This window comes from Variovorax sp. 01T439_2 (assembly GCF_056398445.1).
On record NZ_JBFTPJ010000316.1, the window covers coordinates 1 to 5850 of the forward strand.

The 5850-nt window shown below is 63.4% G+C and carries 6 protein-coding genes; all 6 read right to left on the minus strand.

Annotated elements, in window-relative coordinates:
* The coding region (locus AC1DOC_RS16245) for a phytoene desaturase family protein (RefSeq protein WP_478130083.1) at nucleotides 1–1223 on the minus strand (1223 nt) is incomplete at its 3' end.
* A 19-nt stretch (nucleotides 1224–1242) separates the two neighbouring features.
* Complete coding sequence (locus tag AC1DOC_RS16250; RefSeq protein ID WP_478130084.1) at nucleotides 1243–2409, minus strand: ABC transporter substrate-binding protein; 1167 nt, start codon at nucleotides 2407–2409, stop codon at nucleotides 1243–1245.
* A gap of 54 nt (nucleotides 2410–2463) precedes the next feature.
* The gene (locus tag AC1DOC_RS16255) at nucleotides 2464–3168 is read right to left on the minus strand and encodes an ABC transporter ATP-binding protein (RefSeq protein WP_015866004.1); all 705 of its coding nucleotides are present in this window, start codon (nucleotides 3166–3168) and stop codon (nucleotides 2464–2466) included.
* A complete protein-coding gene (locus AC1DOC_RS16260) occupies nucleotides 3155–3919 on the minus strand; it encodes an ABC transporter ATP-binding protein (RefSeq protein ID WP_015866005.1) in 765 nt (254 codons plus the stop codon). Before AC1DOC_RS16260 ends, AC1DOC_RS16255 begins: the two co-directional genes overlap by 14 nt.
* Nucleotides 3912–4937: a branched-chain amino acid ABC transporter permease gene (locus tag AC1DOC_RS16265; RefSeq protein ID WP_478130085.1), complete on the minus strand. Its 1026-nt coding sequence runs from the start codon at nucleotides 4935–4937 to the stop codon at nucleotides 3912–3914. Before AC1DOC_RS16265 ends, AC1DOC_RS16260 begins: the two co-directional genes overlap by 8 nt.
* A 1-nt stretch (nucleotide 4938) precedes the next feature.
* On the minus strand, nucleotides 4939–5802 hold the full coding sequence (locus AC1DOC_RS16270; RefSeq protein ID WP_041945806.1) for a branched-chain amino acid ABC transporter permease: 864 nt from the start codon (nucleotides 5800–5802) through the stop codon (nucleotides 4939–4941).
* Nucleotides 5803–5850 lie beyond the last annotated feature (48 nt).

Here is a 5850-nt window from a genome sequence, read left to right on the forward strand (position 1 = left end):
GACCAATCAGTGAGGCCGCAAACGTCCATGGTGCTGCGTCCAGGATAGCGAGCCGCCCAACTCGGATCACGCAATGACGGGTGCGTCATGAAGTAGAGCGGCATGGGCTCGCCTGCGGGGTCGGCTTTGTAGCGAGAGAGATTCCGCGTGAGATCATTTGTGGGGTGAACCCAAAGGTTTCCCGGATGGATGCCCAGCTCGCCATTGCCCGCATCCACCCCAACGTTGAGTACCGCAAAACACTGTGTCGTCCCCAGAGACTGGGTGGCCTGCGTCAGCGGCCGGATCAGTTCAGGGTCGGCATGGGCCAACAATGGCAGAGTCTGCGAAATGCCAATGGAACTGACAACGCGGCGCGCTTCAATGTCGCTGCCATCGGCGGTCACGACCCCCACCACCCGGTCGTTGTGCATCCTCAGGCCGACAACTTCGGCGGCCACCAGGCAGGCGCCACCTGCCGCGCGAACCGTGTCTGCCATGGCTTCTGCGATTCGTGGTGCACCACCCACCGGATAGCTGGCACCGTCGATATAGTGATGAAACACCATTGCGTGGACGGCGAAGGCCGCTTCGGCAGGTGAGTTGCAATAGTCCCCGTAGTTGCCGCACCAAACCGCCTTGAGATCGGCGTTGTCGGTCAACTCGTTCAATACCTCCAGCACCGTACGCTGAGAGTATGGAGCGAAGGCGGCCTGTGGCGCGCTGACCGAAGCGTCGGACAAGCGATGCTGGAGAGCACGCTCGCCAAAGAACGCCTTTGCAGCGCGATTGGCATCAGCGACGAGCTCCACATAGCGATCAATGGCTGCAGCCTCGCCCGGAAAATAGACCTTGAGTTGGTCCTTGTAGGCCTCGGCGCCAGCCACGTGGTCGAAGCTACGGTCTCCGATGATGATGCGGTTGTAGACCGCCGGCATGGGTGCCCATTCGAGCTGCCCGCGGGAGACCTTGTCGAACAGGCGATAGAGGCCACTGCTCTTGCGGTGCACCTCGCCCACGTAGTGGAGGCCTACATCCCACTCGAAGCCCTTGCGCGTAAATGACTGTAGACAGCCGCCGAGAACCGCATGGCGCTCCAGCACCAGCACCCGCTGACCATCCAGCGCCAGCAAGGCAGCGGTCGTCAAACCGCCAGCACCGGAACCAATAACGACAGTGTCGAAGCTGCCGTGCAACTCGCCGCGCTCGCGTGCGCGCTTGAAACTCAGATCGGGCGTATTCATTTTTTGCTCCATTTCTTCGTCAGCGCAGGTCCATCAGCTTCACTTCTCGCACCTTTCCACCTTCGACCACCGCCACCGGCACGGCTCCGATCGAATTGCCGCGGACATCGACTCCGCTCAAGGCATGAGGGTTGGCTGCGGCGCTCAGTGCCTTCATCGCGGTGTTGAGTTGCGCTCGAATCGCCAAGACATCGGTCGCTCTCGACGCGGCCTTCATCGCCTCAGCGGTAGCGCGCACACCTGTGTAGCCCAGCGTGACCTCACTGCTCGGATCACGCCCGGGATACAGCTTGCGATAGCGCTCGACGAAGGCTTTCATTGCGTTCGAAGAATCATCGACCACGGGCAGCAAGCCGATGGAACCTTCGAGCAGACCGTAGCCACCCGTGACTTTGGCGATCTCGTCGAGCTTGGCTTGGTCGATAATGACGAAGCCGCCCTTGAAGCCCAGTTCGCGAGCTTGCTTGATCACGAGCGCGGTCGGCTCCGATGCGCCCCCCACCAGCAGCACATCGGGTTTAGCGGCCAGCACACGACTCACGCCGCTGTAGAAATCGGCCGCGCGGTTGTAGGACATGGGGTTATCGGCCACCACTGTGCCGCCCGCAGCTTCCCAGGTTGGGCGGAAAGCGGCGCTCCAGGCTTTGGCATAGTCATGGTCACCCACAGCGATGCCGAGCTTCTTGCCGTACTTTCCCATTGCATAGTGGGTGAAGGGCTGGATATACGTCGTGAAATCTGGCGGGATGCGCCAGGTCAGCGTATTCCCATTGGCGGTGATCTGCGGCACGCTGCTGTACGAGAGTAGCAAGTACTTTTGCTTCTCGTTGGCGGTCTGCAACGCAAAAGTCCCGCCCGAATGCCCCACCAAAATCACCGGTGTCTTCTCCRCCTGCACCAAGCGCTGTGCATTGATCGCAGACTCCGCGGGGTTGTACTTGTCGTCGAGGCTCACGATCTCAAGCTTGCTAGGCTTGCCCCCGATCTGCCACCCCTCCGCATTGATCTCGTCGGCGGCCATGCGCATGCCGTCGAGCACGTTCTTTCCGAACAGCGCACCGCCACCGCTCAGCGGGCCGGTGTAGCCCAGCTTCACGACCTGCTGCGAGAAAGCCTGGCTGGCGAACAGGAGTGTGCTTGCAGCGATGCCAGCGAGCAGTCGCCTGCCGTGGGGAGTCTTCTTCATGGCTTGTCTCTCTTTCATTGGAATGAATGGAACGCGGAAAATCCGGCCCTCGCCTCAGGCCCCGATGTAGGCACGTCGGATGTCAGGGTTGCGCAGCAGGGCATCGCTGTCGCCCTCCATGGCGACACGGCCCAGCTCGAGCACGTAGGCCCGATGGGCCACCTTCAGAGCGGCGAAAGCGTTCTGCTCGGCCAGCAGCACGGTGGTGCCGGCACGGTTGATCTGCTGGATCACATCGAACATCTGCCGGACCACGAGCGGCGCCAGGCCGAGCGATGGCTCGTCGAGCAACAGGGCGCGCGGCCGACCCATCATGGCGCGGCCGATGGCCACCATCTGCTGCTGGCCGCCGCTCAACGAGCCGGCCGGGTCGTCCTTCTTCTGATCGAGGATCGGAAACAAGCCGAAGATTTCTTCGAGCCGGCGGCGATTTCCCGCACTGTCGGTGCGGTGAACATAGGCGCCGAGTACGAGGTTGCGCAGTACCGACATGCCCGGAAAGAGCTTGCGCCCTTCCGGACATTGAACGACGCCGGCTTGGACGATCTGCGAAGGCCGCATGCCGATCAGTTCATGTTTACCAAAACGGATGTGTCCCGTCGCAGCTTCCAGTCCGCTCGCGGCGCGAAAGATCGAACTCTTGCCCGCGCCATTGGCGCCCAGCAGCACGACCAATTCACCGTCGCGGGCCTGCAGGCTGATGTCGCTCAAGGCCCTGAAGCTGCCGTAGTTCAGCGAGACGCGCTCAAGCTTCAGCATGCTCGCTCCCGAGGTAGGCATCGATCACTGCGGGGTTCGTCCTGATCTCGTCGGGCGTACCCTCGGCGATCTTCTCGCCGTAGTTCAGCACCATGATCTTGTCGGCCAGCTGCATGATCATGTCCATCTTGTGTTCGATCAGGCACACGGTGATGCCGCTGCGCACCATCTTGCGGATGAGCAGCGCCAGTCCCACCGTTTCCTCCGGGTTGACGCCGCCGGCCGGCTCGTCGAGCAGCACCAGCTGCGCGTCGGTGGCAATCGCCAAGGCGAAGGCGACGCGCTTTCGCTCCTCCTGCGTGATGTCCGCCGCCAGCCGCCGCTCCAGATGCGACAACCCCACGAAGTCCAGCGCGGCGCGTGCCTTCGCACGGCACAGCGCCTCCTCATCCCGAAGCCGCCGGGACCCCGTCACCGCGTCCCAGAGGCCGGAGCGAGTGCGCAGCCGATGGCCGACGATCAGGTTGTCGAGCACCGTCGACAGGTCGAACAAGGTGGTCGACTGAAAGGTACGGGCCACGCCGCGCAACGCCATGTCGTCGGCGCGGCAGCGTGTCACATCCTCGCCGTTGAGCAGAATGCGCCCGGCGCTCGGTAGGTGCACGCCGCCGATCAGGTTGAAGAACGTCGTCTTGCCCGCGCCATTCGGGCCGATGATCGCGTTGACCTTGCCCTTCTCCACGCAGGTGCTGACATCGTTGACTGCTGTCAGCCCGCCGAAGCGCTTGGTGAGCCCCTGGATCTCAAGCATGGCGCTCTCCCTTCAGTCCCACCGAGGTCGACTGTTGATCCGGCTCCTGTGCAACGACAGACGCCGGCTGCGACGCGCGGCGGCGCAGCCATTGGCCCCGCACCCAACCGACGATGCCGTCGGGCAGGAAGATGACCAGCACGATCAGCAGCGGCCCGAACACGATGAACCGGTAGTCCTGCAGGAACTGCAGGTACTGCGCGAGCCAGGGCACGCCCAGCGCCCCCAGCAGCGGACCGAGCAGCGTTCCGGCACCGCCGATGAGCATGTACATGGTCATGTCGAAAGTGCGCTCGACACCGGCCAGGTCCGGACTGAGGAAACGCACGAAGCCCGCATACAGGCCACCTGCCGTGCCCGCATAGAACACCGACAGCAAAAAGGCCAGAAGCTTGTTGCGCATCAGGTTGATGCCCAGCGACTCGGCCAGGTCGTCGCCGTTGCGGATGGCCACGAAGGTGCGTCCCAGCAGCGAACCGACGAYGCGGTGCATGACCCACAGTCCCAGAGTGAGAAAACCCAGCACCAGGTAGTACAGCGCGCGCGGCGAATCAAAGGAGACATCGCCGAACGGCGTGGGGAGTGCCTCCGGCACGGGAATGCCGATGATGCCGACCGCCCCGTGCGTCAGGCTTTCCCATTTCTCGATGCCGAGGAACAGGATGTAGCCCATGCACATCGTGAAGATGGCGAAGAAGTGCCCCTTCAGGCGCAGCGACAGGAGCCCGATGGGCAAGCCCAGCACCACAGGCACCAGGCCCGACAGGCAGAACGCGGCCCAAAACGGCCACTGGTGGTCCACCGTGAGGATTCCCACGGTGTAGGCCCCGATCGCCATGAAGCCCGCATGCGCGAGATTGAATTGGCCCGTATAGCCCGTGATGAGATTCAGGCCCAGGGTCGCCAACGCGAAGATGTAGGCGCTGCTCATCACCGTCAGGTGGTAGTCGTTGTCCGTCAGGAGGGGGAAGACGAGGCCCAGCAGCAGCAACAGGCCCCAGCCGGTACGTGCGTTCATGTCAAAGCACCCCGCGCGTGAACAGGCCCTGCGGCCGCACAGACAGGATCACCACCAACAGCACGAAGGCGATGAGGTCCTTGGCATCGGACGAAACATAGAAGGCGCCGAAACTCTCCGCAAAGCCGATGATCAGCCCGCCTGCGATGGCGCCGGGCACGCTGCCCATGCCGCCGATCACGATGATCGCGAAGGCCTTGGTGATCACCAGGCTGCCCATGGCGGGGTACACCAGATTGATCGGCGCGTAGAGCACCGCCGCCGCAGCTGCAAGCGCGCCGGAAATGGCAAAGGTGAGCATTGCGACGCGGTGGGTGTCGATGCCCATGAGCGCGGCACCCTCGCGGTTCTGTGCCAGCGCGACGATCGTGGCGCCAACGACCGTGCGCTTGAGGAACAGCTGCAGTGCCGCCACCAGCACGAAGGCACCTGCGACGAGCAGCACGCGTTGCTGCCCAATGCCGATGCCGGCGACCTCCACCATGCCCGTGTAGGGGGTGGGCATGCGACGGAAGTCGGCACCCCAGATCGCCTGGGCAGAGGCCTCGAGGAATAGCAGCAGCCCGATGGCCGCAATCATCGGATGCAGGCCCGACGACTTGCGCAGCGGATGGAACACCCAACGGCCGGCAAGCGCTGCCAGGGCTGCCACGCTCGCGGCGGCCGCCAACATGGCGAGCCAGTAGTTCCAGCTGAGCGCCGACATGAGCTGGAAGGCCACGAAGGCTCCGGCCATGTAGAACGCACCGTGCGCGAAATTGGGCACCTGCAGGATCCCGTACACCAGCGTCAGACCCAAGGCCACCAGGCAATAAACGCTGCCGAGCGTCAGACCGTTGAGGATCTGTTGAAGGAACATGTCCACGGATCAGACCTCCGCGACCAAGCGAAACGCCCGGAACTGGTCCCGGAG

Coding starts and splice junctions, on each gene's coding strand:
- AC1DOC_RS16255 (WP_015866004.1), bottom strand. CDS start 3,168: ATGCTGAAGCTTGAGCGCGTCTCGCTGAACTACGGCAGCTTCAGGGCC.
- AC1DOC_RS16260 (WP_015866005.1), bottom strand. CDS start 3,919: ATGCTTGAGATCCAGGGGCTCACCAAGCGCTTCGGCGGGCTGACAGCA.